General features: G+C 56.9%; 24 protein-coding genes. 9 read left to right on the forward strand and 15 right to left on the reverse strand.

Going from position 1 to position 24,566, the window contains the following annotated elements:
• Nucleotides 1-81 precede the first annotated feature (81 nt).
• Nucleotides 82-588 carry an HD domain-containing protein gene (locus tag ACKXGA_RS03980; RefSeq protein ID WP_005930482.1) on the reverse strand — a complete coding sequence of 169 codons (507 nt, stop codon included), beginning with the start codon at nucleotides 586-588 and terminating at the stop codon, nucleotides 82-84.
• A 36-nt stretch (nucleotides 589-624) separates the two neighbouring features.
• Nucleotides 625-1,056, reverse strand: a complete 432-nt coding sequence (locus tag ACKXGA_RS03985) for a hypothetical protein (protein ID WP_223383978.1) — start codon at nucleotides 1,054-1,056, stop codon at nucleotides 625-627.
• A 287-nt stretch (nucleotides 1,057-1,343) separates the two neighbouring features.
• Between ACKXGA_RS03985 and htpG the strand changes: the two genes are divergently transcribed.
• The 5 genes from htpG to ACKXGA_RS04010 all read left to right on the forward strand — a co-directional run bounded on the left by htpG (nucleotide 1,344) and on the right by ACKXGA_RS04010 (nucleotide 8,369).
• The gene (gene htpG, locus ACKXGA_RS03990; protein ID WP_097773669.1) at nucleotides 1,344-3,272 is read left to right on the forward strand and encodes a molecular chaperone HtpG; all 1,929 of its coding nucleotides are present in this window, start codon (nucleotides 1,344-1,346) and stop codon (nucleotides 3,270-3,272) included.
• A gap of 99 nt (nucleotides 3,273-3,371) precedes the next feature.
• Nucleotides 3,372-4,487: a 5-bromo-4-chloroindolyl phosphate hydrolysis family protein gene (locus tag ACKXGA_RS03995; RefSeq protein ID WP_423730129.1), complete on the forward strand. Its 1,116-nt coding sequence runs from the start codon at nucleotides 3,372-3,374 to the stop codon at nucleotides 4,485-4,487.
• 139 nt (nucleotides 4,488-4,626) lie between these two features.
• A complete protein-coding gene (locus tag ACKXGA_RS04000) occupies nucleotides 4,627-5,913 on the forward strand; it encodes a galactokinase (protein ID WP_156058302.1) in 1,287 nt (428 codons plus the stop codon).
• Nucleotides 5,910-7,409, forward strand: a complete 1,500-nt coding sequence (gene galT / locus ACKXGA_RS04005; RefSeq protein ID WP_423730130.1) for a UDP-glucose--hexose-1-phosphate uridylyltransferase — start codon at nucleotides 5,910-5,912, stop codon at nucleotides 7,407-7,409. The genes ACKXGA_RS04000 and galT overlap by 4 nt, the downstream gene beginning before the upstream one ends.
• Nucleotides 7,410-7,601: 192 nt before the next feature.
• Entirely contained in the window at nucleotides 7,602-8,369 is a 768-nt protein-coding gene (locus tag ACKXGA_RS04010; protein WP_423730131.1) for a copper homeostasis protein CutC, read from the forward strand.
• Nucleotides 8,370-8,423: 54 nt separating this feature from the next.
• Here ACKXGA_RS04010 and ACKXGA_RS04015 read toward each other — a convergent pair whose 3' ends face one another.
• Nucleotides 8,424-9,014 carry a rhomboid family intramembrane serine protease gene (locus ACKXGA_RS04015; protein ID WP_423730132.1) on the reverse strand — a complete coding sequence of 197 codons (591 nt, stop codon included), beginning with the start codon at nucleotides 9,012-9,014 and terminating at the stop codon, nucleotides 8,424-8,426.
• Nucleotides 9,015-9,096: 82 nt separating this feature from the next.
• Nucleotides 9,097-10,380 carry an amidohydrolase family protein gene (locus ACKXGA_RS04020; protein ID WP_423730133.1) on the reverse strand — a complete coding sequence of 428 codons (1,284 nt, stop codon included), beginning with the start codon at nucleotides 10,378-10,380 and terminating at the stop codon, nucleotides 9,097-9,099.
• Nucleotides 10,381-10,549: 169 nt separating this feature from the next.
• Here ACKXGA_RS04020 and holA point away from each other — a divergent pair, with 169 nt between their 5' ends.
• Both holA and ACKXGA_RS04030 read left to right on the forward strand, forming a co-directional pair.
• Entirely contained in the window at nucleotides 10,550-11,578 is a 1,029-nt protein-coding gene (holA, locus tag ACKXGA_RS04025; protein WP_423730134.1) for a DNA polymerase III subunit delta, read from the forward strand.
• Nucleotides 11,575-12,192, forward strand: a complete 618-nt coding sequence (locus tag ACKXGA_RS04030; RefSeq protein ID WP_423730135.1) for a toprim domain-containing protein — start codon at nucleotides 11,575-11,577, stop codon at nucleotides 12,190-12,192. The genes holA and ACKXGA_RS04030 overlap by 4 nt, the downstream gene beginning before the upstream one ends.
• Before the next feature lie 41 nt (nucleotides 12,193-12,233).
• Here ACKXGA_RS04030 and ACKXGA_RS04035 read toward each other — a convergent pair whose 3' ends face one another.
• Both ACKXGA_RS04035 and ACKXGA_RS04040 read right to left on the reverse strand, forming a co-directional pair.
• Entirely contained in the window at nucleotides 12,234-12,986 is a 753-nt protein-coding gene (locus ACKXGA_RS04035; RefSeq protein WP_423730136.1) for a ZIP family metal transporter, read from the reverse strand.
• A 73-nt stretch (nucleotides 12,987-13,059) separates the two neighbouring features.
• Nucleotides 13,060-13,599 carry a TIGR00730 family Rossman fold protein gene (locus ACKXGA_RS04040; RefSeq protein ID WP_223383991.1) on the reverse strand — a complete coding sequence of 180 codons (540 nt, stop codon included), beginning with the start codon at nucleotides 13,597-13,599 and terminating at the stop codon, nucleotides 13,060-13,062.
• Nucleotides 13,600-13,731: 132 nt separating this feature from the next.
• On the opposite strand from ACKXGA_RS04040, the gene thiD reads away from it, so the two are divergent.
• Nucleotides 13,732-14,532 (forward strand): bifunctional hydroxymethylpyrimidine kinase/phosphomethylpyrimidine kinase, encoded by an 801-nt coding sequence (gene thiD / locus ACKXGA_RS04045; RefSeq protein ID WP_223383992.1) that lies wholly within the window; start codon nucleotides 13,732-13,734, stop codon nucleotides 14,530-14,532.
• Between the two features lie 25 nt (nucleotides 14,533-14,557).
• Here thiD and ACKXGA_RS04050 read toward each other — a convergent pair whose 3' ends face one another.
• The 4 genes from ACKXGA_RS04050 to ACKXGA_RS04065 all read right to left on the reverse strand — a co-directional run bounded on the left by ACKXGA_RS04050 (nucleotide 14,558) and on the right by ACKXGA_RS04065 (nucleotide 16,988).
• On the reverse strand, nucleotides 14,558-15,130 hold the full coding sequence (locus tag ACKXGA_RS04050; RefSeq protein ID WP_423730137.1) for a chromate transporter: 573 nt from the start codon (nucleotides 15,128-15,130) through the stop codon (nucleotides 14,558-14,560).
• The gene (locus tag ACKXGA_RS04055) at nucleotides 15,127-15,696 is read right to left on the reverse strand and encodes a chromate transporter (RefSeq protein WP_156064230.1); all 570 of its coding nucleotides are present in this window, start codon (nucleotides 15,694-15,696) and stop codon (nucleotides 15,127-15,129) included. Before ACKXGA_RS04055 ends, ACKXGA_RS04050 begins: the two co-directional genes overlap by 4 nt.
• Before the next feature lie 72 nt (nucleotides 15,697-15,768).
• A complete protein-coding gene (locus tag ACKXGA_RS04060) occupies nucleotides 15,769-16,368 on the reverse strand; it encodes an HD domain-containing protein (protein WP_117533312.1) in 600 nt (199 codons plus the stop codon).
• A 290-nt stretch (nucleotides 16,369-16,658) separates the two neighbouring features.
• Nucleotides 16,659-16,988, reverse strand: a complete 330-nt coding sequence (locus ACKXGA_RS04065) for a winged helix-turn-helix transcriptional regulator (protein WP_117476890.1) — start codon at nucleotides 16,986-16,988, stop codon at nucleotides 16,659-16,661.
• A 151-nt stretch (nucleotides 16,989-17,139) separates the two neighbouring features.
• On the opposite strand from ACKXGA_RS04065, the gene ACKXGA_RS04070 reads away from it, so the two are divergent.
• Nucleotides 17,140-17,667 carry a nitroreductase family protein gene (locus ACKXGA_RS04070; RefSeq protein ID WP_117476889.1) on the forward strand — a complete coding sequence of 176 codons (528 nt, stop codon included), beginning with the start codon at nucleotides 17,140-17,142 and terminating at the stop codon, nucleotides 17,665-17,667.
• Nucleotides 17,668-17,923: 256 nt separating this feature from the next.
• On the opposite strand, the gene guaA is transcribed toward ACKXGA_RS04070, so the two are convergent.
• The 5 genes from guaA to rpsG all read right to left on the reverse strand — a co-directional run bounded on the left by guaA (nucleotide 17,924) and on the right by rpsG (nucleotide 24,416).
• Complete coding sequence (guaA, locus tag ACKXGA_RS04075) at nucleotides 17,924-19,474, reverse strand: glutamine-hydrolyzing GMP synthase (RefSeq protein WP_156058318.1); 1,551 nt, start codon at nucleotides 19,472-19,474, stop codon at nucleotides 17,924-17,926.
• 100 nt (nucleotides 19,475-19,574) lie between these two features.
• Nucleotides 19,575-20,207, reverse strand: a complete 633-nt coding sequence (locus ACKXGA_RS04080; protein ID WP_423730138.1) for a GyrI-like domain-containing protein — start codon at nucleotides 20,205-20,207, stop codon at nucleotides 19,575-19,577.
• A gap of 213 nt (nucleotides 20,208-20,420) precedes the next feature.
• Nucleotides 20,421-21,626, reverse strand: coding sequence for an elongation factor Tu (gene tuf, locus ACKXGA_RS04085; protein ID WP_005930548.1), 1,206 nt, complete (start codon nucleotides 21,624-21,626; stop codon nucleotides 20,421-20,423).
• 168 nt (nucleotides 21,627-21,794) lie between these two features.
• Nucleotides 21,795-23,921 carry an elongation factor G gene (gene fusA, locus ACKXGA_RS04090; RefSeq protein WP_097773654.1) on the reverse strand — a complete coding sequence of 709 codons (2,127 nt, stop codon included), beginning with the start codon at nucleotides 23,919-23,921 and terminating at the stop codon, nucleotides 21,795-21,797.
• A gap of 24 nt (nucleotides 23,922-23,945) precedes the next feature.
• Nucleotides 23,946-24,416, reverse strand: a complete 471-nt coding sequence (gene rpsG, locus ACKXGA_RS04095) for a 30S ribosomal protein S7 (RefSeq protein WP_005930552.1) — start codon at nucleotides 24,414-24,416, stop codon at nucleotides 23,946-23,948.
• Nucleotides 24,417-24,566 lie beyond the last annotated feature (150 nt).

Genomic DNA, 24,566 nt, shown 5'->3' on the forward strand with positions numbered 1-24,566 from the left:
AAAAGACCAGAGTTGTTTCGCCAAACGGCGTTACAACTCTGGTCTTTTGCTTTCTTTCATGTGAACAGTGCGGCGGCTTCTTTACCACTCTTCTTCGTCAGCGCCCACCCTTGTGCGGCGGAACATGCTCTCCACAATGGCGCAGTATTTATCCGCCAGACAGACGATGACCGCCTCGCGGCAGGTCGGGATATGGCGGAAGGTCAGGGGCCACATGTGGCTTGCAATGACGTTCTGCTCCTTTTTGGTAATGCCGAACACCCGCTGCGCGTTCACACAGGCAGACCCCGGGTGGGAAAAGCCGTGCATCTCAAACAGATGCCGCAGGCCGTGGAAAGAGCCCTGCTTGTGCCAGTCATAGAGATAGAAATCGTGGAGGAAGGCCCCCACGGCCAGCGTGGTCTCATCGGCTCCCAGATGGAAGCGGTGGTTGATCCAGCAGCTGACCACGACCACATTCTTGCAGTGCTGGTAGGTGGTCACATCACCGTGCTGGATAAACTCACGCATTTCCTGCACCTTGGGGTGATGGTCGTACTGTTCCAGAATAGCGGACAGGCGCTCCCGTTCCGTTTGTGAAAGCTGCATGGAAAATTCCCTTTCTTTTTGTCAGAAACGCCGGGCTCAGCTCCGCAGCTGAACCGGGTTGGAGCTGCCGAAGTTCTCAGCGGCCGAAGGATTTTCGCGGGTCAGGCTCAGGTCCACCAGATACTGCTTGCCGTCGCCCAGCGCCTCCAGCTCGGCCAGCTTGGCCTCGGCAGAAGCCTTGTCCGGGTACCACTGGATGAGGAAGAAGTTTTCCTCCTCCACGCCGTAATACAGCCACTGGCCGTCTGCCCGCAGCAGGTCGTCCAGATGATCCACCTCATCGCCATCGGTCAGGCCCAGGCCCTCCTCGGCGTAGACATTTTCAGGTTCCACCTGCAGCACCTCAATGACCTGAATGGCGCTCTGTAAGTATTCATCCTGCGAAATGCTCTTGTCCGAGCGTTCCCAGCCCGTCAGGAATGCCTGCATCAGCAGGTTCTTCACGGAGATCTCCGGCTTCATTGCCATAACATATTCCTCTTTCCTCGTTTGTTTCCGCTGACCAGTATACGCTAAAAATTGTGAAAGGTCAACTATTTCTTTATGAATTTTTTGTAGCAACGCACAAAAGGCATTTTGTTCCAGTTCATTTCTGAACTTTTTATGAAACCCCTTGATTTTTGACCCGCATCGGTGTATATTAGCACTCGAAAGATATGAGTGCTAAGAAGATACAGCATCGGCTGCTTCTTCTGCATTGCCGCTCCTTTTGCGAGGGGCCGGATCTGAATACTGTACAAAAGAGGTTTTGTATTATGGCGAAGAAAGAATTTCAGGCTGAAAGCAAAAAACTGATGGACATGATGATCAACTCCATCTACACCAACAAGGAGATCTTCCTCCGTGAGCTGATCTCCAACGCTTCGGATGCCATCGACAAACTTTATTATAAGAGCCTGACCGATCCTTCCGTGGGCATGAACAAGGGCGATTTCCGCATCCTGCTCACCCGCGACAAGGACAATCGCCTGCTGACTGTCTCCGATAACGGCATCGGCATGACCAAAGAAGAGCTGGAGCAGAACCTGGGCACCATTGCCCACTCCGGTTCTCTGGACTTTAAGAAGGACAACAAGGACGAGAACATCGACATCATCGGTCAGTTCGGCGTGGGCTTCTACTCCGCCTTCATGGTCGCCGACAAGGTCACCGTCATCTCCAAGGCATACGGTGCGGATGAGGCCTGGCAGTGGGAGTCCAGCGGTGCTGACGGCTACGAGCTGACCCCCGCTGAGAAGGAAACCGCCGGTACTGACATCATCCTGCACATCAAAGACAGCACCGATACCGACAATTACGAGAACTTCCTCGATGAATACGGCATTGTGGCCATCGTCAAAAAGTACAGCGACTATGTGCGCTATCCCATCCAGATGGAGCGGGAGAAGAGCCGCCAGAAACCCGAACCCGATCCCAAGCCCGAGGACTACAAGCCGGAGTGGGAGACCTACACCGAGCTTGAGACCCTGAACAGCATGGTACCCATCTGGAAGAAGCAGAAGAGCGAGGTCACCGATGAGGAATACGCCAGCTTCTACAAGGATAAGTTCAACGATTACTCTGACCCTGCCCGTGTCATCGTGAGCCGCACCGAGGGCACAGCCAACTATAACGCCCTGCTGTTCGTGCCCAGCCACCGCCCCTATGATTTCTACACCAAGGAGTATGAGAAGGGTCTGGCCCTGTACGCATCCGGCGTGCTCATTATGGAAAAGTGCGCCGACCTGCTGCCCGATTACTTCAGCTTCGTCAAGGGCATTGTGGACAGCCAGGATCTGAGCCTGAACATCAGCCGTGAGATGCTGCAGAAGGACAACCAGCTCAAGCTGATCCACAACGCACTGGAAAAGAAGATCAAGAACGAGCTGCACTCCATGCTGGTCAACGACCGCGAAAAGTACGAGGCATTCTGGAAGGAGTTCGGCCGCCAGATCAAGTTCGGCGCTTACTCTGATTACGGGATGCACGCTGAGCTGCTGCGCGACCTGCTGCTGTTCTGGTCTGCCAAGGAGCAGAAGATGGTCACCCTGCAGGAGTATGTGGACAAGATGCCTGCCGAGCAGAAGTTCATCTACTTTGCCGCCGGTGATTCCACCGATCGTCTGGCAAAGCTCCCCGCCGCCGAGCTGGTTCTGGACAAGGGCTATGATGTCCTGCTGCTGACCGAGGACGTGGATGAGTTCTGCCTGCAGATCATGCGCAGCTACCCCCGCAAGGATGCCGAGGGCAAGGACGGCACCGTGGAGTTCAAGAACGTCAACAGCGGCGATCTGGGCCTTGAGACCGAGGACGAGAAAAAAGCCGCTGAAGATGCCACCGCCGAGAACAAGCCCCTGTTCGATGCCATGAAGGACGCTCTGGACGGCAAGGTCAAGGAGGTCAAGGTCTCCACCCGCCTGAAGGATCACCCCGTCTGCCTGAGCGCCGACGGCCCCCTGTCCATCGAGATGGAGAAGGTGCTCTCCAAGCAGCCCGGCAGCGAGGGCGTGAAGAGCGACAAGGTGCTGGAGCTGAACATCAACCACCCCGTGTTCGCCGTGCTGAAGGCCGCACAGGAGGCCGGTGATACCGACAAGGTCAAGAAATACAGCAGCCTGCTCTATGCACAGGCACAGCTGATCGAGGGCCTGCCTGTGGATGATCCCGCCGCTTACGCCGAGGCCGTTTGCAGCCTGATGAAGTAATTCCCTTTCCCACAAATAAATTACCCCCTTAACAAAAGGGCCGTGCTCCGCTATAATAAAGTGGAACACGGCTTTTTTATTTTAGGAGGATTCTGCCCCATGGAGCCCAGACGCAGCAAACATTTTCTTGCCCACATTCCCACCATTGCCCTGCTGGTAGTATTCGCCATGTCGCCCTGGCTGGGCATCCTGTTCTTCATCCTGCGTGCCATCGACCGGGATGCCGAGAAAAAGGAGCAGGAGAACGCGGAATATTCCAGCGATTTCCGTTCCCAGGACACCGGTGCCGGTCAGCCGGCCCGGGACACTGAGCCGGTCTACGGCCACGATGTACCCACTGCCGAGCAGCAGAACGCCAAAAAGCGGCACAAGACCCTGACCAGCCTCTGCACGGTGTTCGGCGGCATCTTTCTGGTGGTGGGCCTTGCAGGCCTTGCCGATATCATTGACATGTGGGGCTACTGGTTCGACTTGGGCGAGTTTCTGACCGCGCTGGCCCAGACCATTGGCGGCGGCGCTGCGCTGGCCATGGGCCTGCGGATGAAGCAGGCCCGCAAGCTGGAGCGCCAGCTGGACAAGATCGTTGGGACCCGGGATAATATCCCGCTGGACGAACTCTTTGCAGCCGCGGGCATTGATGCCGACAGGGGCCGCGCCGCCGTGGAGCGCGCCATCGACCACGGCTATTTCGGGGCCGATGCCTATATCGACAACCGCACCGGCACGCTGGTGGTGCGGGGCGCTGCGCCCCAGCCGCCCAGACCCGCCGAGCCCGCACCCGCACCGGCTCCCGAGGATCAGTATGCCGCCCTGCAGCGCCAGCTCCGGCAGGCCAACGATGCCATCCCCGACCCGGTGATGACGGCCAAGATCTCCCGGCTGGAGGATGTCAGCGCCCGCATCTTCGCACTGGCAAAAAAGGACCCGGACAAAAAAGCCCAGCTGCAGAAATTTATGGATTACTACCTGCCCACCGCGCTGAAGCTGCTGAATACCTACGCCCAGCTTTCGGCACAGGATGTGCAGGGCACCAACATCACTGAGGCAAAGCAGAGCATTGAGCGGAGCATGGATCTGCTCATCACCGCCTTTGAAAACCAGCTGGACAAGCTGTTTGCCTCCGATGTGCTGGATGTTTCCACCGACATTGCCGCGCTGGAAGGGATGCTGAACCTCGACGGGCTCACCGGCGGCGATTTTGCGCCCCGGAGCTAACCGCCGGAACTGCGTTGACCTTTCATCCAGATGCAACAATAATACATGGTCTTTTCTCGACAGAACCGATATTATAGAATCAGAAGAACGGGCCCTGGCCCTTTGAAGAATCATTCACCTATACAAGGAGGAACGCGCCATGATGAAGCCTATTTCTGTCTGGAAGCAGGAGCTGGCGGGCGGCACCCATACCGCCCGGCTGGCCTCCCTCTACTGCTGTTCGCCGGAGCAGACCGCTGCCCACGCCGCACGCTATGCGGCAGTGCTGGACGGGCTGGAAGCTACCTTTGGTGCCCACACCGAGGCCGGACTGTACAGCGCCCCGGGCCGCACCGAGATCGGCGGCAACCACACCGACCACCAGCATGGCCGGGTGCTGGCCGGCAGCGTGAACATTGACATGATCGCTGCCGCTGCCCCCAACGGCCTGAACCAGCTGCGTGTGCAGAGCGAGGGCTATGACCTCTGCGTCATCGACCTTGGCGACCTTGCTGCCCGCAAGGAGGAAGAGAACACCACCATGGCCCTGCTGCGGGGCGAGTGCGAGGCCTTCAAGGAGCGGGGTGCTGCCCTCTCCGGCCTGGATGTGTATATCTCCTCCAATGTGCCCAAGGGCAGCGGCGTTTCGTCCTCTGCCGCCTTTGAGGTGCTGATCGGTGTCATCCTGAATGACCGCTTCATGGCCGAAAAGGTCTCCCCCATTGCCATTGCGCAGATCGGCCAGTGGGCAGAGAACGTCTACTTTGGCAAGCCCTGCGGCCTGATGGATCAGATGGCCTCCAGCGTGGGCAACATTATCACCATCGACTTTGCCGATCCTGCCCACCCCGATGTGGAGCCGGTGCAGGTGGATTTCTCTCAGGCCGGCCTTGCCCTCTGCATCCTGGATTCCGGTGCAGACCACGCCGACCTGACCGATGAGTACGCCGCCATTCCCAACGAGTGCCGCGCCGTAGCCGCTGTCTGCGGCGGCGAAGTCCTGCGGGATGTGCCCTTTGAGACCTTTATTGCAAATCTGCCCGCATGCCGCAAACAGTGCGGCGACCGTGCCGTGCTCCGGGCTTTCCACATCTACGCCGACAACCAGCGCGTTGCCCGGCAGGTAAACGCCCTGCGCGCCGGTGATTTTGAGACCTTCCTGCAGCTGGTCAACGAATCCGGCACCAGCAGCTGGGAATACCTGCAGAACGTCATCCCTGCCGGGTACAAGGAGCATCAGGAAGTGGCTGTGACCATTGCCGCCGCAAAGCATTTCCTGAACGGCGCGGGCGCTGTCCGCGTTCACGGCGGCGGCTTTGCCGGCACCGTGCAGGCCTTTGTACCGCTGGAGAAGCTGGATGCCTTCAAGGCTGAGATGGAGGCCATTCTGGGCGCAGGCAAGTGCCACATCCTCTCCATCCGTCCGGAAGGAGGTGCCGTGCTGTGATCTCTACTGCCATTCAACAGCTCGTCAACTATGGGCTGGACACCGGGCTCATCCTGCCCGATGACGAGATCTACATCCGCAATCAGCTGCTGATGACCATGCAGCTGAACAGCTTTGCCGAGCCTGAGGGGGATATCTGCTACACCGACCTCGAGAGCATCCTGAAAACGCTGGTGGACGATGCCGTGGCCCGGGGCGTGTGTGAGGACAATTCCACCGCCCGCGACCTGTTTGACACCAAACTGATGGGCGTGCTGACCCCGCGCCCCTCCATTGTCCGCGCCAACTTTGAGGAGCGGTACGAGGAAGAGGGCCCCCAGGCCGCCACCGACTGGTTCTATGAATTCAGCCAGGACACCGATTACATCCGCCGCTACCGCATCAAGCGGGACGTGAAGTGGGTCACCAAGACCCCCTACGGCGATCTGGATATCACCATCAACCTCTCGAAGCCGGAAAAAGACCCCAAGGCCATTGCCGCCGCCAAGCTGGCCCCCCAGAGCGCCTACCCCAAGTGCCAGCTCTGCGTGGAGAACGAGGGCTATGCAGGCCGGATGAACCATCCCGCCCGCGAAAACCACCGCATCATCCCGCTGACCATCAACGGCAGCGCATGGAATCTGCAGTACAGCCCCTATGTCTACTACAACGAGCACTGCATCGTGTTCAACAGCCAGCACACCCCCATGAAGATCGAGCGGGCCACCTTCCGCAAGCTGCTGGACTTCGTGGGCCTGTTCCCCCACTATTTCGTGGGCAGCAATGCAGACCTGCCCATTGTGGGCGGCAGCATCCTGAGCCACGACCACTTCCAGGGCGGCCACTACGAGTTCGCCATGGCCAAAGCCCCCATCGAGAAGAGCTGGGTATTCCCCGGCTTTGAGGATGTGGAAGCCGGCATCGTCCACTGGCCCATGAGCTGCATCCGCCTGACCTGTGCGGATGACGAGCGTCTGGTGGAGCTGGCCGACAAGATCCTGACCGCATGGCGCGGCTATACCGATGAGGCAAGCTTCATCTTTGCCGAGACGGACGGCGAGCCCCACAACACCATCACCCCCATTGCCCGGGTGCGGGATGGCAGATATCAGCTGGATCTGGTCCTGCGCAACAACATCACCACCCCGGAGCACCCGCTGGGGGTCTACCATCCCCACGCAAAGCTCCACCACATCAAAAAGGAGAACATCGGCCTGATCGAGGTCATGGGTCTGGCAGTCCTTCCCAGCCGCCTGAAGCAGGAGCTGTTCGATCTGGCAGATATGCTGGTGGCCCGGGTGCCTGCCGAGCAGTACCCCGAAGCCCTGCAGAAGCACGCCGCATGGGCACAGGAGATCCTGGCCCGCCATCCTGAGCTGAACAGCGACAGCGTCCACCTGATCCTGCAGGATGAGGTAGGCCAGGTGTTCGCGCAGGTGCTGGCAGATGCCGGTGTCTACAAGCTGGATGAAGCCGGCCGCGCAGGTTTCGTGCGGTTCCTCGAAAGTGTAAAGTAACCACCACAGGCCGGCGGTGATTCCCCACGCAAGTGAGTACGGGTTGCGGCTCCCAGCGTCTGCTTCGTGCAATTGCACTCGCATCCTGCTGGCCGCGGCCCCAACAACAGCTTCCTACATCCGCCACTGGCGGCGGTCGCTGTTGTTGCAGTCCATTTCATCGCCCGCTGGCCTGCTTCCCGGGAGGTTTTTATGCCCTATACTTTAGAAGTTTGTGTAGACAGTGTCGCAAGCGCCCTTGCGGCAAAGCGGGGCGGGGCCGACCGGCTGGAGCTGTGCGCCGACCTGATCATCGGCGGCACCACGCCCAGCCTTGCGCTGGTGCGGCAGGTCAAGGCCGAGACCGGCCTGCCGGTGCGTGCCCTGCTGCGGCCCCGGTTCGGTGATTTCTGCTACGACCGCTATGAGCTTGCCCAGATGGCCGAGACCGCCGCTGAGCTGGTTCAGGCGGGTGCAGACGGCATTGTGACCGGTGTGCTGACCCCGGAGGGGGAACTGGACGTGGACGCACTGCGCCCCATCTACGCAGCCGCCCGGGCCGCGGCAAAGGCCGCTGGCCGTCCGATCGTCTGCACCCTGCATCGCGCCTTTGATGTCTGCAAAGACCCCTTTGCGGCGCTGGAAGTGGCCAAAGCGCTGAACCTTGGCACCATCCTGACCAGCGGGCAGGCCGCCAGCGCCCCGGCAGGCGCTTCCCTGCTCCGTCGGCTGGTGGAAGCCGCCGGACCTGACCTTGAGATCCTGGTGGGGGCGGGCGTGACCCCGGCCAATCTTCCTGCTCTGGCAGCTGAGGCAGGCGCGCACGCCTTCCACATGTCCGGCAAGCAGGTACTGGACAGCCGGATGACCTTCCGGCGGGAAGGTGTTCCCATGGGTCTGCCCGGCTTCTCCGAGTTTGAGGTCTGGCAGACCAGCGAGGAGACCATCCGTGCCGCGCGGCGGGTCCTGAACGAATTATAACCCATAAAACGACCCCGGAAAGCTGCTGTCACGCTTTCCGGGGTCGTTTGTTGATCATCGCTTTTTTCTGGCAGCCGGTCTCCTGCGTTTCCGGGGCAGCACGGCATACACATACCCAAAGGCTGTGCCGCACACACCGCCCACGATGTGCATGAAGTTCGCCACATTATCGTGGGCAAAGATGATATCATACACCTGCTGGCCCAGATACAGTGCCGCCACCAGCAGCATGGTCACCGGGATGCCGCCGGAGAAGCCCGACAGCGATGCCAGCATGATGAGCATGAACACGATGCCCGAGGCCCCCAGCAGGGCGGTATGGGGGAAGAGCACACACTGCAGAACACCCGAGATGAGCGCCGTGAGCAGGATGCCCTTGAGCAGGGGGCCGCTGCCATATTTTTCTTCCATCGGCGGGCCGATGACCAGCAGCAGGAGCATATTGTTCAGGAAATGATCCCAGCTGGCATGGCCCAGCACATGGCCGAAGAGCCGGATGTAAAACAGCGGGTCTTTCAGAGAACCGCGATAGACGCAGAACAAGTGCTTTGTGGTCCAGCCGCCTGTCCACTGCCCCAGGAACAAAGCCCCCAGGGAAAGCAGAAAAAAGGTCAGGATCACCGGCGAATTGTATTGCAGCTGCAATGTTAGCTTGGGACGTTTCGTAAGCGTTTCATCCTTTCAGCGCCCGCTCTGGCACGGACGGAATTTAAGGATATTATAGCATTTATGCCAGATACGGGTCAAGCAGGGCATCCACCGTTTTGTTCCGCTTGGGAGCGGGCTTGTGCACGGCACGGCCGCGGCAGACCACCAGCTCCAGCTGGCGCAGGGCAGTCAGGTCGTCCAGCGGGTTCTTCCGGGTCACGATGAAATCAGCGCTCTTCCCCGCTTCAATGGAGCCGGTCACATCCCCTACACCGGCCAGCCGGGCATTGCGCAGGGTAGCCGTGTGGAGGGCAAACTGGCTGCTCACGCCGCAGTATTTGTGGAAGTAGCACAGCTCCCGCCAGAAATCATACTGGGTGATATAGGGGCAGCCCACGTCATTGCCCAGCCCCACCGGAATGCCGTTGGCAAGGGCCGTTCTGGCACTCTCCACCACGCCGTCAAAGACGATCCTGCCATTGTACTGGTCCTTCTCGGAAGCGCCGGAAATGGCCGGGTCAAACAGTGCATAAGGCAGCGCCGGGGAGATGGTGGTGCAGACGAAAGCACCCCGCTCCTTGTAGAGCCGGATGGTCTCCTCATCCATCTTTGCGCCATGTTCGATGGAGTCCACGCCGTTTTCCAGCGCCACCTTCACGCCCTCGGGCGATTCAGTGTGGGCAGCCACGGGATAGCCCAGCCTGTGGGCTTCATCACAGACGGCCCGGACCATCTCAGGCTTCATCTTCAGCTCGCCGGGGGTGCCCTTTTGGGTGGCATCCAGCACACCGCCCGTGATCATCAGCTTGACCAGGTCTATCCCCTGTTCATCGGCCCTGCGGAGCTGGGCCAGCGCTTCGGCATTGTTGTGGGCCGCCACTGCCACCGAGCCTGCCATGTGCCCGCCGGGCACCGAAATGCCCTCGTTGGCGGCAAGGATGCGGGGAGCCAGGATCTTCCCCTTTGCCGCGTCGTCCCGGCAGCGGGTATCGAAATCTGCCAGACCGCCCACGGTGCGGATAGTGGTCACGCCGCCCAGCAGTTCCAGCTTGGCGTAACTACACACCAGCCGGTAGGCCACCGCCCGGGTCAGGCCATTGCTCAGGATCCTGCGCACCAGTGCGGCGTTATCCCGGGGCTTTGCGCTGGGCTTGCCGTTGCCCGCCAGATGGACATGCAGGTTGATGAGGCCCGGCATCAGGTAACCGCCCTTAAGGTCCACCTTCTCATACCCCTCACAGGGGGCGGTATTCTCCACGATGGCGGTGATCTTCTCCCCGTCCACCAGCACCATCTTGTGCGCCACCGGCTCCATCTGTTCGGTGCCGTCCAGCAGGATGCAGTTGTAATAGGCTCGTTTCATCCGTATTCTTCCCTTTCCGTTCCGGCGCAGGCCGTTTTCTTTCAGTATATCACGTTTGCGGAAGCGATAAAAGACATCTGTCGTGTTTTTTCTTCTGCCTCCTGCATTGACATTTCCCGCCCCGGTGGGTACACTTATAAGGTATTCTTTTCTGAAAGGGGGCCCCGCCATGGCAACGGAAGCCAAACTGCGTCAGCTGGCAGACCGCGGCTGTCCGGTCTACTATTTCTATTCCAGCGAGCGGTATCTTGTCCGGCAGGCAGTGTCTGCCGCCGTCCGGATTCTGAGCGCTGACACGGATGAGGAGACCACCGTGCTGGACGGTGCCGCACCCGAGATCGAGCAGCTCATCATGGCGGCGGGCACCATCTCCTTCTTTGGCACCCGGCGCGTGGTGGTGCTGCCCGAGCTTGACCCCGCCGCCTACGGCGACAAGGATCTGGAGGAACTGTGCAGCACCCTTGCCAGCCTGGAAAATGCCGTGGTGGTGCTGGGCAGTGTGTTCGAGCTGGAGCGCAGCAAGCTCAAGACCGGCAAGCGGGCACAAAAGCTGATTGCTGAATGCAAGAAGCTGGGCTTTGTCGAGGAGCTCTCCAAACCCAAGCCCTACGAGCTGAAGATGATGCTGATTGAGCGGGCCAAGGCGCAGGATACCACCCTGCCTGAGGGCGCTGCCGCAGCTCTGCTGGAGCGCTGCGGCGAGGATCCCTTTCTGCTGGAAAATGAGGTAGACAAGCTCTGTGCCCTTTCCGGCTACCAGACCGTTACCGCCGCCATGGTGGCTGAGATGGGCACCGTGAGCCTTGAAGCGGATGTGTTTGAGATGATCCGGATGATCAACGCCAAGAACGCCACCGGTGCCTGCAAAAAGCTGCAGACCCTGCTGCGCTTACAGCAGGAGCCCATTGCCATCACCGGCGCAATGATTGGCAGTTATGTAGACCTGTACCGGGTCAAGCTGGGTGCTTCCAAACGGAAGAGCTACGCCGCCGTGTTCAAGGATTTTGGCTACAAGGGCAGCGATTACCGGCTCAAGCGCTCCGCCGAAACGGCATCGCATTACACGCTGGGCCAGCTGGAGACCTGCCTGCAGGTGCTGCTGGACCTCGATAAAAGTTTGAAGAGCCAGCCCGTGGATGTGCAGACCCTGCTGGAAGCAGCGCTCTGCCGCCTTGCGCTGGCGGGGAGCGGACGATGAGCGAACGAGAACTGCTGCACACCGACCGGGTGCTGGTGGTGGAGGGCAAATACGATGCCGCCCGCCTTTCCCACCTGACCGATGCCATGATCCTGCTGACAGACGGCTTTGGCATCTACAAGGACAAAAAACGCCAGCAGCTGCTGAAAGCCCTGGCGAAAAAAAACGGCCTGATCCTCTTCACCGATTCCGATGCCGCCGGGTTCCGCATCCGCACCTACATCACCAATCTGGTGGGGGCAGAAAACGTGGTGCAGGCCTATGTGCCCGCCATCCATGGCAAGGAAAAGCGGAAGCCACAGCCTGGCAAGGAAGGCCTGCTGGGCGTGGAAGGCGTGGACGATGCCATCGTCCTGCAATGCCTGCGGGATGCACTGGGCGCAGAAGCCGGGGCCGCGCCTGTCCGCCCGGAGGGTCGGCAGATCACCTACACCGACCTGTACAACTGGGGGCTTTCCGGCACCCCGGGCAGTGCCGAGCGGAAATACCAGCTGCTCAACGCGCTGGGCCTGCCGCCCCGGCTCTCCAAAAAGGAGCTGATAGAAGCGCTGAACCGGCTGTACAGCTTTGAGCAGCTGGATACCCTGCAGGCTGAAATACAACAAGCGCACTGACAGACAAAAAGGAGACCGCACCGCGCGGTCTCCTTTTTACGTTACAGGGCAACATCCAGCGCCATCATCAGGGCAAACCCTGCCACCACGCTGATGACTCCCGCCGGTTCGTCTGCCTCCACGGCTTCCGGGATCATCTCCTGTGCCGTCACACAGACCATACACCCGGCGGCAAGGCTCATCAGCCAGGGCAGGGCTGCACTGACCCACCCGGCCAGTGCAAGGGCCAGCAGGCCCCCCAACGGCTCCACAAGCCCGGAGGCAGCCCCCGCCGCAAAGGCGCGGCGCTTAGACCTGCCCTCCTGCGCCAGCGGCAGACTGACCGCAGCTCCCTCGGGAATATTCTGCAGCCCAATGCCCAGCGCAAGGGCCAGCGCCCCGCTGATGGCATCCGATTCTCCCCGCAGGGCCAGTGCGGCAGCAAGGCCCACCACCATGCCCTCGGGCAGGTTGTGCAGGGTGACTGCCAGCACCATCCGCCCACTGCGGCCCGGCCCGGCGTTCAACAGGCGGCCCGCCAGCGTTTCCAGCCGCAAAAGTCCCACCGCTCCCAGCAGCAGGCCCACAGCAGGCGGGACCCATGCAGGCAGCGGCCCCTGCTCTGCCCGCTCAATGGCCGGCAAAAGCAGGCTCCATACACTGGCTGCCAGCATAATACCCGCCGCCATGCCGCAGAGCATCCGCCGGGTGGCAGGCTCCCCGGTCTTCCGCAGCAGGAACACCCCCGCCGCACCGGCTGTGGTACAGAGCATCGGCAGCAGCAATACCGCCGCCGTCAGGAAAATCTGTTCCAAATCGCACTCCCCCTTTTCCCGGTCTATGCCGGGGCGGCAGGAGGTGTGCAGAGAGCGACCCTAAACAGGATCTTCAAAACGATTTCTGCAAAATTTCCTTGATCTGCTCCAGATCCTCTACAAAATAGATCCCCTGCTGGCGTTCCGGGGAGGAGAGCCCCTTTTCGATCATCCGGGCAAGCAGGGCTTTCAGGCCATCGTAGTAACCGTTCAGGTTATAGAGGATGCAGGGCGCATCCAGATGCCTGAGCGACACCTTGGACATCACCTCGGCGATCTCCTCCAGTGTGCCGGTGCCGCCGGGAAATGCAATAAACGCGTCCCCCAGCGCGATCATCTTCGTTTTGCGCTCAGTCATATCCTTTGTCACGATCAGCTCCGTCAGCCCCTCGTGCTGCAGCTCTCCCTGCACGAAAAACTCCGGCTCCACGCCGGTCACTTTGCCCCCGGCGTTCAGGGTGCTTTCGGCGATCTCTCCCATCAGGCCGCAGCGGGAGCCGCCGTACACCAGCGCGTTCCCGCTCTCCCCGATCCACCTTCCCAGCTCCTGCACCGCCTGCTTCAGGGCCGGATCATTGCCCTCGTTTGCGCCCAAATATACCGTGATGTTCATTGTATTCTCCCCCAGTTTCGTTTTTGCCTTATTTTATCACGCTTTTCTCCGGCAGAAAAGAGGGCGGGCCGGTTTTCCTTGCAAATGCCGCCGGACTGTGCTATGCTGAGAGGAAAAAGGGGGATTTTCCTTATGAAAACAGCATTGACCATTGCCGGAAGCGACTCCAGCGGCGGCGCAGGCATTCAGGCCGACATCAAGACCATGACCGCCAACGGCGTGTTTGCTCTGAGCGCCATCACTGCTCTGACGGCCCAGAACACCACCGGCGTGACCGGCATCTTTGAGACCACACCCGAATTTCTGGCCCAGCAGCTGGATGCGGTGTTCACCGATATCTACCCGGATGCCGTCAAGATCGGCATGGTATCGTCGTCTGCGCTCATTGAGACCATTGTCGAAAAGCTGCGCCAGTACGATGCAAAACACATCGTGGTCGATCCCGTGATGGTGGCCACCTCCGGCTCCAAGCTGCTGCAGGACAGCGCCATCCAGATCCTGACCGGGCAGCTTCTGCCCATGGCCGAGGTGGTCACGCCCAACATTCCGGAGGCTGAAATCTTGTCCGGCATGACCATCACCGATGCCACTGGGATGGAGGCCGCTGCAAAGTGCATCAGCGAAAAATACGGCTGTGCCGTGCTCTGCAAGGGCGGCCACAAGGTGAACGATGCCGACGATCTGCTCTGGCGCAACGGCAGCGGCAAATGGTTCCACGGTGAGCGCATCGCCAACCCCAACACCCACGGCACCGGCTGCACCCTGTCCAGCGCCATTGCCTCCAATCTGGCAAAGGGCTATCCCCTGGATGCCGCCGTTGAGCGGGCCAAGGCATATATTTCAGGCTGCCTGTCCGCCATGCTCGATTTGGGCAAAGGCTCCGGCCCTATGGACCACATGTTCGCCCTACGCGGCGAATTCGTGGAGCACTGAGCCACAAAAAAAGGGCGATGATCTCTCATACGCCCCAGAACAGGATTCCCAGTCCCGCCGCCAGCAGGATCATTCCGATGGGCGACGGGGCTTTTTGCGTCCGCTTCTTCCAGACAAAATGCACCGCCCATAAAACAGCAAACACAAGGATCGATCTCACGTCCGGTGCAAATCCATCCGCCAGCGTCTTGATGCCGCCCAGTGTGGAGAGCATCATATTCAGCGCGGTCGCCAGGATCATGGCCACCACACAGGGCCGCACACCGGAAAGAAAGGCTTCCACGCCCGCATACTTCATCAGGTTTTTCAGCACCGCCGCGATCAGCAGGATGATGAAGAACGAGGGCAGCACCACCCCCAGCGTAGCGATCAGCGCCCCCGGAAAGCCGCCCTGCGATGAACCGATAAAGGTTGCCATATTGATTGCCAGCGGGCCCGGGGTGGACTCGGAAACGGCGACAAAACTCAGGAATTCTGCTTCGGTCAGCCAGCTATAACGCAGCACGGTCTCCCGCACCAGCGAGATCATCCCGTAGCCGCCGCCAAAGGAGAGCGCTCCGATCATCAGAAAATTGAGGAACAGCTGGAGATAGATCATGCCTTCTCCTCCTTCCGCAGCTTTTTTAACAGGTAGAGCAGCACCCCTGCCGCCCCGCAGAGCAGGATGTAGTAGAGGGACGAGAAGGACACCGCCGCCAACGAGCAGCCCACCATGGCCGCCACGACACCGGCAACGATGATCCTGTTGAAAGCCGTACCGGACAGGCTTTTCAGCATCTTCAGTCCCGCCGAAAGGATCAGATAGATGACGCAGACCTGAATGCCCCGGAACGCGCTTGCCACTGCCGACAGCTGCAAGAACCGGTCAAACACCAGTGAGATCAGGTAGATGACCACAAACGAGGGCAGGCAGACCGCCAGTGTGGATGCTGCGGCCCCTTCTGCCCCTTCGATCTTATACCCCACATAGGTGGCGCTGTTCACCGCCACAGGGCCCGGTGTGGACTCCGCAATGGCGACCATATCGAGAAATTCCTCCCGGCTCAGCCACTGCTTGTCCTCCACAAATTCCCGTTCCAGCAGGGCCACCATTGCGTAGCCGCCGCCAAATGTGAACGCACCGATCTTCAAAAAAGTCCAGAACAGATCTCTTGTTTTTTTCATACACTTCACCTCGCTGCCTGCCTATTATAGCATAAAGTCTCCCATCAGGAAACCCATTCACAAGACCTTCGATCATCCTATCTCTTCCGGCACAAATGAGTCTTTCTCACAAACAAGGTAGATGTCCTTCTTCATTTTCTTCTCAAAGTATTGCTTCAATCTCATATTGGAATCCCACTTGTCTTGCGGATAAAAGCCATACCGTTTCTTTACATCGTTCATTCTATCTTCTATATCCAGAACCCCTTCCGCTCCTGCCAGACTATCACACAATTGAATCAACCGGTCATAATCATCGTATACTGTCCTGGCCAATTCAGTCTTAATCATTTTCATTTCTTCATCTGAAACATCAAATTTTCCAATGTATTCATTTATCGTGTGATTGTTAAAAGAATGCGTCAAACAGATTTTTGCCGCCTCATCATATCCAAGGCACATCATATATGCGTACCCATCGGAAACATGGCCAAGATGTCTTACGCCAAATTTTCTTCCTATATCATGCAGTAGGCCTAAAACATAGGCCTTCTCCGCATCCATATCTCCACATGCCGCTGCTATTTTTTCTGCACAATGCGCTGCTGTTAAACAATGTTTTCCCCAAGGCCCCGGATTATTTGATAGACCATCCCGAAGCAATGCCATCGCTTCTTTTCTTGTCGGCAGCATAACCTATCCCTTCTTTCCCTTTCCTTATGCATTGATAAAAACAAATGCCGAAAACCCGCATGAATACAGGCTTTCGGCATTTTGATCCATTACTCGAGCTCGGTATGTCTTAATTGTTACTAAGCAAATTTGTTTAGTGTATCTATCTTTGGATGTTCACTTTTCCATGAGATTGCTGTGGTAGATGTGGCTTGCTGTTTTTTTTATATCAGGATAGTATCACGCAACCAGTGGAATCTCTGTGTGTATTATAACGTATTTACGTTCAGGATGCAACTGTCTTTTAAGGATTACTTCTTGCTTGCATCTGCCAGATAGTTTTCTCCCCATTTACACATCGCATCCAAAATAGGAATGATGCTTCTCCCAAAGTCGCTGAGCGAATATTCTACCTTTGGCGGCACAACAGGATAAACTTTCCGAATAACTAAGTTATCATTTTCAAGCTCCCGGAGCTGCTGTGTCAGCATTTTAGGCGTAGCCTTGGGAATCAACTTTCCTATCTCATTAAAGCGCAAGGTATTATCAATCAAATGCCACAGAATAAGTGCTTTATATTTCCCACCAATCAAATCGAGGGTTGCTTCAACCGGGCAGTTAAAGGTACTTGGACATTTCATTTTTCTCTTCCCTACACTATCTTTTTGGGTAGTATATAACAAAAAAGTGCGTTCTTGCTTTTTTGAAAACGACTGATAAAATCATAGCATAGGCCGATTGAATTATCAAGACCCTACACAAATTTACACTTCCAGAAAGGACCATCACATTATGGATTTTTTGACACTTGCAAAGAAACGGTATAGTGTACGCGCTTACACAAAGCAGAAGGTTGAGAAGGAAAAGCTGGATGCCATCTTAGAGGCAGCTCACGTTGCACCCACGGGTGGTAATTGCCAGCCTCAACACCTGATTGTAGTGCAGAGTGATGAGGGCCTTCGTAAAATTGGAAAGACCACAAATATCTATGGTGCGCCGCTGGCAATTATCGTTTGCAGCGATACAAATAAGGTCTGGACACGTCCCTTTGATGGTAAAAAGCTGACCGATATTGATGCAAGCATCATTACCGACCACATGATGATGGAAGCCACCTACTTAGGTTTAGGAAGCGTATGGGTATGCTATTTCAAGCCGGACATCCTGAAGGCTGAATTTAAGATTCCCGACAACCTTGAACCGGTCAACATCCTTGTCCTCGGCTACGCCGACACCTCTCGTGAAAAGGCTCTGTCCGCAGATCGCCATGCAAAAATGAGAAATGCTCTTTCTGCCATGGTATCTTTCGAGAAGCTTTAACTTAAAATTATATCTTTGTATCATTCTATTTTCTCTGGCACGTCCAACCATTAAGTTTTTCTTAATAGTTCCAACTGCTAAACTCGAACCATCCGGAAATCCCGGATAGTTGATAGACCACCCAAGTTATTAAGCATTCCTTAACAACTGCTCCGAACTCTTCGGAATTTCCGAAGAGTTGCCCCTATATACGCAGAACCCCCGTCAGCGCACACTGACAGGGGTTCTGCTCGTTTTTGATGGGATTAAGTAGAGCTTACTCGAGCTCGATGGTGGCAGGCGGCTTACCGGTGCAATCGTAGAACACACGGTTGACGTGCTTGACCTCATTGACGATGCGGCTGGTCACGGTGCCCAGAACATCCCAAGGCACATTGTAGCTCTCAGCCGTCATAAAGTCGGTGGTGGTCACAGCACGCAGGGCCACAGCGTAGTCATAGGTACGCTCGTCACCCATCACGCCGACGCTGCGCATATTGGTCAGAGCGGCGTAATACTGGTTGATCTCCTTATCCAGACCCGCCTTGGCGATCTCCTCACGCCAGATTGCGTCTGCATCCTGCACGATGGCAACCTTTTCGGGGGTCACCTCACCGATGATGCGGATGCCCAGACCGGGGCCGGGGAACGGCTGACGGCTGACCAGATACTCAGGCAGGCCCAGCTCACGGCCAACCTGACGCACCTCATCCTTAAACAGGTTGCGCAGGGGCTCCACCAGCTCCTTAAAGTCCACGGTATCGGGCAGGCCGCCGACATTGTGGTGGCTCTTGATGACAGTGGATTCGCCGCCCAGGCCGCTCTCCACAACGTCAGGATAGATGGTGCCCTGTGCCAGGAAATCCACCTTGCCGATCTGCTTTGCCTGCTCCTCAAAGACGCGGATGAACTCCTCGCCAATGATCTTACGCTTGCGCTCGGGCTCGGTAACACCGGCCAGCTTGCTGAAATAGCGGTCGCGGGCATCCACGCAGATGAAGTTGATATCAAAGCCGTTGGCATTGCCCGGGCCAAAGACAGAGCAGACCTCTTCCTTTTCGTTCTTGCGGAGCAGGCCGTGATCCACAAACACGCAGGTCAGCTGCTTTCCGATGGCCTTTGCCAGCATCGCAGCCAGCACAGAGGAGTCCACGCCGCCGGACAGGGCGCACAGCACCTTGCCGTCGCCAATGCGCTCCCGCAGAGCCTTGACATTGTTCTCCACGAAAGAGTCCATCTTCCAGTCGCCGGAGCAGCCACAGACGTTGTACACGAAGTTGCGGAGCATCTTCTTGCCCTCAGCGGTGTGGAGCACTTCCGGGTGGAACTGAACAGCGTACAGGCCCTTCTCGGCGTTCTCTGCAGCAGCCACAGGGCAGTTCACAGTGTGTGCGGTGATCTTGAAGCCGGGGGCTGCCTGCTCGATGTAGTCGTTGTGGCTCATCCAGCAGATGGTGGAGGGCTGAACATCCTCGAACATCTTACTGCTGTTGTCCACAAAGACCTCGGTCTTGCCGTACTCACGCTCAGGGGCGCGGCAGACACGACCGCCCAGCAGATGCATCATCAGCTGGCTGCCGTAGCAGATTCCCAGCACAGGGATGCCCCAGTTGAAGATCTCGGGGTCAATGGTGGGCGAATCTTCCAGATAGACGCTGTTGGGGCCGCCGGTGAAGATGATACCCTTGGGATTCTTCGCCTTGATGACCGACAGGTCAGTTTTGTAGGAATAGATTTCACAGTAGACATTGTTCTCGCGGACACGGCGCGCGATCAGCTGATTGTACTGGCCGCCAAAGTCCAGCACGATGACAGTTTCATGCTGCATGATGTTCTCCTCCCTTTTCTATCCAATGGAATTTTACAGATAGATATAGTATAGCACATCTCACAACGAAAATCGACAGTCTTTGTGAACTTTCCCGATTTTATTTTACGCGAACAGGATGCCGCAGTACTGTTTTCAGTTTTTCCGGTGCTGTCCGACGCGGATCGCTGAGGTAAATTTCGTGGTGGCGACGGTGCCCGGTGAAATCAGTCTCATAGCCCTGTTCCCGCGCAAAAACATCCATCTGCTCCAGCGTCTCCGGTTCAGTATCATAAGAGCCAACATGCATACACTGCACACAAAGTCCCTCAACATAGTGGAAGAACTGCACTTTGGAAAAATCCTTCTTCTTTTTTGCAGTCGCTTCCTGAACGGCCCAATCGAACACTTCCCGGGTCACAAAATCCGGCAGGCGGATCATACTTGTCCACTCAAAGCATTCTTTGTGGGCGTAGTCCACACCGTCCACCCCCTCCTGATGCCACAAACCCTCCAACGGTGGGACAACATATTCAAAGTAACCGTCGATCTTATGGCTTCCCTTGTAGCTCATCTTGATGGTAAAGGCAATGCCATACAGCAACTCCATTACCGCCTGATATTCCCCACCTGGTTCATTGGGGTCTCCCCTGCCCTGTACAGACACAAAATTCATCGGCGGAACAGTCACAATACCCGGCTTCCTGGGTGGAAGATAAAACTCCTTGTACTCCTTTTTATAGTCAAACGCCATAGTGCCGTCCTCCATTCTCTGACATCTTTTATCGTTAATGTCAGCATATCATAACAACCTTTATTTGTAAAGCACTTTTTGGCAAAAACAAAAATCCCCTGCCATCTCGGGCAGAGGATCTGATAGCGCAAAAAGAGCCTTCCCACTCTCCGGAATGGGAAGGCTCTTTGTAAGTTTAACCTTTTGCCTTAGAACAGGCGCGAAGGGTCAAAATCACTCAATGATCTTGCCAACAACGCCGGAACCAACGGTACGGCCACCCTCACGGATAGCGAAACGCAGGCCCTCTTCCATAGCAACGGGGGTCAGCAGCTCAACGTGCATCTGAACGTTATCGCCGGGCATGCACATCTCGGTGCCTTCGGGCAGGGTGATGATGCCGGTCACGTCAGTGGTACGGAAGTAGAACTGAGGACGATAGTTAGAGAAGAAGGGGGTGTGACGGCCGCCTTCGTCCTTGGTCAGAACGTAGACCTGAGACTCGAAGACCTTGTGGGGATGGACAGTGCCGGGCTTAGCCAGAACCTGGCCACGCTCGATCTGGGTACGGTCAACACCACGCAGCAGAGCGCCGATGTTATCGCCAGCCTCAGCGAAGTCCAGAGACTTACGGAACATCTCCAGGCCAGTGATGGTGGTGCTCAGACGATCGGGCTTAATGCCAACGATCTCCATTGCATCGCCAACCTTAGCAATGCCACGCTCAACACGACCGGTAGCAACAGTACCACGGCCGGAAATGGTCATGACATCCTCGATGGGCATCAGGAAGGGCTTGTCTTCCTCACGATCGGGGTTGGGGATATAGCTGTCAACAGCGTCCATCAGCTCCTTGATGCAAGCATACTCGGGTGCATCAGGATCCTTGGAGGTGGACTCCAGAGCCTTCAGAGCGGAGCCACGGATGATGGGGGTGTCGTCGCCGGGGAAGTCATACTCGCTCAGCAGCTCACGGATCTCCATCTCGACCAGATCCAGCAGCTCCTCGTCGTCGACCATATCGCACTTGTTCATAAAGACAACGATATAGGGCACGCCGACCTGACGAGCCAGCAGGATGTGCTCACGGGTCTGGGGCATGGGACCATCGGTAGCAGCAACGACCAGGATAGCGCCGTCCATCTGAGCAGCACCGGTGATCATGTTCTTAACGTAGTCAGCATGGCCCGGGCAGTCAACGTGAGCGTAGTGACGAGCATCGGTCTGGTACTCGACGTGAGCGGAGTTGATCGTAATACCACGAGCGCGCTCCTCGGGAGCCTTATCGATGTTGGCATAGTCCATGAAGTCTGCGTCGCCCTTCAGTGCCAAATACTTGGTGATAGCGGCGGTCAGAGTGGTCTTGCCGTGGTCAACGTGACCGATGGTGCCGATGTTAACATGCGGCTTAGAACGGTCAAATTTTGCCTTTTCAGCCATTGGAATATCCTCCCTTAAACGGATTGAATTTGGTTACAACAGTCCTGCAAACACAGAATTGCATTGCAAAACTATTCTACTAAATTTGTCCTGTAAAATCAAGTGCTTTTACAGGAAATTTTGCCGGAGCTACACTACCCCGGCAAAATTTTACTTTGTTTCAGGCAATCAAGCCTTGGTGCGGCCAGCAATGATCTGGTCGGCAATGTTCTTGGGAACCGGCTCGTAGTGAGAAGGCTCCATGACATACTGGCCACGGCCCTGGGTCTTGGAACGCAGGTCGGTGGCGTAGCCGAACATCTGAGCCAGAGGAACGAAAGCATTGACACGCTGAGTGCCTGCCATTGCCTCCATGCCCTGGATCTGGCCACGGCGAGAGTTCAGGTCGCCGATGACATCGCCCAGATACTCATCAGGAACGATAACAGCAACCTTCATGATGGGCTCGGTGATGATGGGGTCAGCCTTGCGCATAGCATCCTTGAATGCCATAGAACCTGCAATGGAGAAGGCCATTTCAGAGGAGTCGACCTCGTGATAAGAACCGTCCCACAGGGTGACCTTAACATCAACGACAGGATAGCCAGCCAGAACGCCGGACTTCATAGCACCCTGGATACCATTGTCGATAGCCGGGATGTATTCCTTCGGGATGGCACCGCCAACGATGGCGTTGACGAACTCGTAACCCTTGCCGGGCTCGTTGGGCTCGATCTTGATCTTAACATGACCGTACTGGCCCTTACCACCAGACTGACGTGCGTACTTGGTCTCCTGATTGGCCTCCTTGCGGATGGTCTCACGGTAAGCGACCTGAGGTGCGCCAACGTTAGCCTCGACCTTGAACTCACGCAGCAGACGGTCAACGATGATCTCCAGATGGAGCTCACCCATACCAGCAATGATGGTCTGACCGGTCTCTTCGTCAGTGTAGGTCTTGAAGGTGGGATCCTCTTCGGCCAGCTTTGCCAGCGCGATGCCCATCTTCTCGTTGCCGGCCTTGGTCTTAGGCTCGATGGCAACGCGGATAACGGGCTCGGGGAACTTCATGGACTCCAGAATGATGGGATGATTCTCATCACACAGAGTATCACCAGTGGTGGTGTTCTTCAGACCGACAACAGCAGCGATATCACCTGCATAGCAGCAGTCGATATCCTTGCGGTGGTTGGAGTGCATCTGCAGGATGCGGCCCATACGCTCTCTAGCGTCCTTCACGGAGTTGTAGACAGTAGTACCAGCCTCGACCTTACCGGAGTAGACACGGAAGTAGGCCAGCTTACCAACGAACGGATCGGTTGCGATCTTGAAGGCCAGAGCTGCGAAAGGAGCGTCGTCGGAAGACGGACGGGTCTCCTGCTCTTCGGTCTCAGGGTTCACACCCTTGATGTCCTCAACGTCGGTAGGAGCGGGCATATAATCCACGATAGCGTCCAGCAGCTTCTGGACACCACGGTTCTTGTAGGAAGAACCACAGACCACGGGCACCAGAGTGTTGGCAATGGTCTCCTTGCGGATGGCAGCCTTCAGCTCCTCGCGGGTGATCTCCTCACCCTCGAGATACTTCTCCATCAGGACTTCGTCGTTCTCGGCAACAGCCTCGATCAGGATGTTGCGGTACTCCTCAGCCTGCTCGACCATATCCTCAGGGATGGGCTCAGTGCGCATATCGTTGCCCATGTCGTCATAGTAGACCTCAGCATTCATATCGACCAGGTCAACGATACCACGGAAGGTATCCTCCTGGCCGATGGGCAGCTGGATCGCCACGCCGTTAGCGTGCAGACGATCATGCAGCATCTTGATGCAGCGGAAGAAGTCGGCACCCATGGTATCCATCTTGTTGACGTACACCATGCGGGGGACTTTGTACTCATCAGCCTGACGCCAAACGGTCTCAGACTGAGGCTCGACACCGCCCTTAGCAGCCAGAACGGTCACAGAACCGTCCAGGACGCGCAGGGAACGCTGGACCTCAACAGTAAAGTCCACGTGGCCCGGAGTGTCGATGATGTTGATGCGATGACGGTTCTTCTTGAACGCAACCGGATCCTTCTGGGTCTCAGAATGAGACCAGTAGCAGGTGGTTGCTGCGGAGGTGATGGTAATACCACGCTCCTGCTCCTGAACCATCCAGTCCATGGTAGCGCCGCCATCATGGACTTCGCCGATCTTGTGGTTGATGCCGGTGTAGTACAGAATACGCTCGGTAGTCGTAGTCTTACCAGCATCAATGTGGGCCATAATGCCGATATTTCTCGTCATCTGAAGAGAAACTTCTCTGGGTGTAGCCATGAAATTAACCTCCTACAGAACAGATCAATAACGGAAATGAGCGAAAGCCTTGTTGGCCTCGGCCATCTTGTGGGTATCCTCGCGCTTCTTCACGGCGTTACCAGTGTTGTTGGCAGCATCCATGATCTCGGCGGCCAGACGCTGGGCCATGGTCTTCTCACCACGGCTGCGGCTGTAAGCGGTCAGCCAGCGCAGACCCAGGGTCTCGCGGCGGGCAGGGCTGACTTCCAGAGGAACCTGGTAGTTAGCGCCACCAACACGGCGGGTCTTGCACTCGAGGCTGGGCATGATGTTCTCCATCGCCTTCTCGAAAGTTTCCAGAGGATCGTTGCCGGTCTTTTCCTGAATCATGGAGAAAGCCTCGTAAACGATCTTCTGAGCGACGCCCTTCTTGCCATCCAGCATCACGCTGTTGACCAGACGGGTGACCATCTTGGAATTGTAAATAGGATCAGCTAAGACATCGCGCTTAGCAATGTTACCTCTTCTAGGCATCTTTCTTCCCTCCTTCACAGAATGATATCATCGGTACTCGAAAGTAATAAAACTCCCGTTGTGTCACAAAGAGCTGACCTTACATAAACCGTTACCCTCCGCACAATGCGGACTTGTTATTTATATAATGGAAAGCCGTTTATGGCGGTT

This window comes from Faecalibacterium hominis (ex Afrizal et al. 2022), assembly GCF_049545105.1.
Lineage (GTDB): Bacteria > Bacillota > Clostridia > Oscillospirales > Ruminococcaceae > Faecalibacterium > Faecalibacterium duncaniae.

Coding starts and splice junctions, on each gene's coding strand:
- ACKXGA_RS03980 (WP_005930482.1), bottom strand. CDS start 588: ATGCAGCTTTCACAAACGGAACGGGAGCGCCTGTCCGCTATTCTGGAA.
- ACKXGA_RS03985 (WP_223383978.1), bottom strand. CDS start 1,056: ATGGCAATGAAGCCGGAGATCTCCGTGAAGAACCTGCTGATGCAGGCA.
- htpG (WP_097773669.1), top strand. CDS start 1,344: ATGGCGAAGAAAGAATTTCAGGCTGAAAGCAAAAAACTGATGGACATG.
- ACKXGA_RS03995 (WP_423730129.1), top strand. CDS start 3,372: ATGGAGCCCAGACGCAGCAAACATTTTCTTGCCCACATTCCCACCATT.
- ACKXGA_RS04000 (WP_156058302.1), top strand. CDS start 4,627: ATGATGAAGCCTATTTCTGTCTGGAAGCAGGAGCTGGCGGGCGGCACC.
- ACKXGA_RS04010 (WP_423730131.1), top strand. CDS start 7,602: ATGCCCTATACTTTAGAAGTTTGTGTAGACAGTGTCGCAAGCGCCCTT.
- ACKXGA_RS04020 (WP_423730133.1), bottom strand. CDS start 10,380: ATGAAACGAGCCTATTACAACTGCATCCTGCTGGACGGCACCGAACAG.
- holA (WP_423730134.1), top strand. CDS start 10,550: ATGGCAACGGAAGCCAAACTGCGTCAGCTGGCAGACCGCGGCTGTCCG.
- ACKXGA_RS04030 (WP_423730135.1), top strand. CDS start 11,575: ATGAGCGAACGAGAACTGCTGCACACCGACCGGGTGCTGGTGGTGGAG.
- ACKXGA_RS04040 (WP_223383991.1), bottom strand. CDS start 13,599: ATGAACATCACGGTATATTTGGGCGCAAACGAGGGCAATGATCCGGCC.
- thiD (WP_223383992.1), top strand. CDS start 13,732: ATGAAAACAGCATTGACCATTGCCGGAAGCGACTCCAGCGGCGGCGCA.
- ACKXGA_RS04050 (WP_423730137.1), bottom strand. CDS start 15,130: ATGATCTATCTCCAGCTGTTCCTCAATTTTCTGATGATCGGAGCGCTC.
- ACKXGA_RS04055 (WP_156064230.1), bottom strand. CDS start 15,696: ATGAAAAAAACAAGAGATCTGTTCTGGACTTTTTTGAAGATCGGTGCG.
- ACKXGA_RS04060 (WP_117533312.1), bottom strand. CDS start 16,368: ATGCTGCCGACAAGAAAAGAAGCGATGGCATTGCTTCGGGATGGTCTA.
- ACKXGA_RS04065 (WP_117476890.1), bottom strand. CDS start 16,988: ATGAAATGTCCAAGTACCTTTAACTGCCCGGTTGAAGCAACCCTCGAT.
- ACKXGA_RS04070 (WP_117476889.1), top strand. CDS start 17,140: ATGGATTTTTTGACACTTGCAAAGAAACGGTATAGTGTACGCGCTTAC.
- guaA (WP_156058318.1), bottom strand. CDS start 19,474: ATGCAGCATGAAACTGTCATCGTGCTGGACTTTGGCGGCCAGTACAAT.
- ACKXGA_RS04080 (WP_423730138.1), bottom strand. CDS start 20,207: ATGGCGTTTGACTATAAAAAGGAGTACAAGGAGTTTTATCTTCCACCC.
- tuf (WP_005930548.1), bottom strand. CDS start 21,626: ATGGCTGAAAAGGCAAAATTTGACCGTTCTAAGCCGCATGTTAACATC.
- fusA (WP_097773654.1), bottom strand. CDS start 23,921: ATGGCTACACCCAGAGAAGTTTCTCTTCAGATGACGAGAAATATCGGC.
- rpsG (WP_005930552.1), bottom strand. CDS start 24,416: ATGCCTAGAAGAGGTAACATTGCTAAGCGCGATGTCTTAGCTGATCCT.